The 2,124-nt window shown below is 67.3% G+C and carries 2 protein-coding genes; one reads left to right on the top strand and one right to left on the bottom strand.

From position 1 onward, the window contains the following. Positions 1–304 precede the first annotated feature (304 nt). Positions 305–1,348 (top strand): radical SAM protein, encoded by a 1,044-nt coding sequence (locus VLA96_07970; protein ID HSE49126.1) that lies wholly within the window; start codon positions 305–307, stop codon positions 1,346–1,348. Here VLA96_07970 and VLA96_07965 read toward each other — a convergent pair. Then, positions 1,349–2,124, bottom strand: a 776-nt coding sequence (locus VLA96_07965) for a molybdopterin cofactor-binding domain-containing protein (GenBank protein ID HSE49125.1), incomplete at its 5' end; no start/stop codon positions are given.

Raw genomic sequence — 2,124 nt, 5'->3', positions numbered from 1 at the left:
CACCATCTGGACCCTGGTCTTGACCGGCATCGGGTTCGCGTGTGTGAGCCGCGCCAAGCGCGGCACCGCGCTCGGCGTCGTGTTCGGCTGGTGGGCTCTGATCACCCTCATCAGCGTCGGCTTCGCCGCCCTCGCGGTATAGTCGGCCGCAGTCCTTCGAACGGGGCTGCTCCGGCAGCCCCGTTTGCATTCGCACCGTGGCGCTTCGCTGCGGGATGCCTCCATTCAGCACCTAAAACCCGCCGAATAAGGTACTTAGCTTCGTCCCGGCGCGGGGGGCTGTGGTCTAATAGAGACTTCACCCATGCGTCGAAAGGGCATCGGATTCCGTCGCCGCGCGCTCGCCATCCACCGGCTGACGCGCGAACTGCTGTTGATCGCGAAGGGGCTGGTGTCGACCGACCACGTGGTCCAGGCGCACATCGTCCCCATCCGGCGCTGCAATCTATCCTGCACCTACTGCAACGAGTACGACGACGTCTCCAAGCCCGTCCCGGCCGAGGTCATGGAGCAGCGCATCGACCACCTGGCGCGGCTGGGCGTGAGCCTGGTCACCATCTCGGGCGGCGAGCCGCTGCTGCATCCCGAGCTGGAGCGCGTGATCGCGCGCATCCGCAAGCACCGCCGCATCGCCGGGCTCATCACCAACGGGTACCTGCTGACGGTGGACCGCATCAAGTCGCTGAACGCCGCCGGGCTCGACCACCTGCAGATCTCGATCGACAACGTGCAGCCCGACGAGGTCTCGGTGAAGTCGCTCAAGGTGCTCGACAAGAAGCTGCAGCTCCTGCAGGAGCACGCCGACTTCCACGTCAACATCAACTCGGTGATCGGCGCGGGCACGCGCAATCCCGAGGACGCACTCGTCATCGGCGAGCGCGCGGTCGAGCTGGGCTTCACCTCGACCTGCGGCATCATCCACGACGGCCACGGCCAGCTCAAGCCGCTCTCCGACGTAGAGATGAGCGTCTACCAGCGCATGAAGCGCCTGGGCAAGGGCAGCTACGCGCAGATCAACCGCTTCCAGGAGAACATCGCGCTCGGCAAGCCGAACCAGTGGCGCTGCCGCGCCGGCGCGCGCTACTTCTACATCTGCGAGGACGGCCTGGTGCACTACTGCTCGCAGCAGCGCGGCTATCCCGGCAAGCCGCTCGCCGAGTACACCGTCGCCGACATCAAGCGCGAGTTCCTGACGGAGAAATCGTGCGCGCCCTACTGCACGGTGAGCTGCGTCCACCAGACCAGCTACATCGACTTCTGGCGCGCGCCGCAGACCATCAAGCCGGAGCAGCTCGCCCCGGCGCGCAAGCAAGAGAGCTCCGAGCTAGTGCAGATCCAGTCCGACTAGCTACACCTTCTCGATCGGCAGCTTCCGGTAGCGCCTGCCCGTGAGCCGCGTGAGCGCGTTCGCCACCGCCGGCGCGATGACCGGCACCGGCGGCTCGCCGCACCCGGTCGGCCTCTCCGTGCTGGGGACGATGTGGACGTCGACCGCCATGGGCGCGTCCGCCATGTAGGGCGGCCGGTAACCGTCCCAGTTGCGCTGTTCCACGCGCCCTTCCTTCAGCGTGACCAGGCCGTGCGGCACGAGCTGCGACATCCCGAAGGCCAGCCCGCCCTGCATCTGTGCCGCGATGCTCAGCGGGTTCACCGCGGTGCCGCAATCGACCGCCACCGTGGCGCGGTGGATGCGCGGCTTGCCGCGGTCGAGCGAGACTTCCACCGCGCACGCCACGCCCGTGCCGAACGACTCATGGCACGCGACCCCGGCCGCGTGTCCTTGCGGCAGCGACTTCCGCCACGCGCTCTTCTGCTCCAGCAGGTCGAGTACCGCGTGCAGTTTCTTCGAGTCGGCCGCGAGCAGCTTCTTGCGATACGCGATGGGGTCGGCCTTGGCGCGTTCCGCGAGTTCGTCGACCAGCGTCTCCATCACGTACCCGGTGTGCGTGTTTCCGACCGAGCGCCACCACAGCACGGGCACGTTCGGCTCGGGATAGTGCGCCCAGAGGTGGAAGTTGGGGACGGTGTAGTGCGTGTCGTTGACGCCTTCGAACAGCGAGTCGTCGAGGCCGCCCTGCAGCATCGCCTCGAAGGGCGTGCCCTTGAGCAGCGACTGCCCGACCA

Source organism: Terriglobales bacterium (assembly GCA_035457425.1).
GTDB lineage: Bacteria > Acidobacteriota > Terriglobia > Terriglobales > Acidobacteriaceae > JACPNR01.
This window is presented reverse-complemented; position numbering and strand designations above follow the sequence as displayed.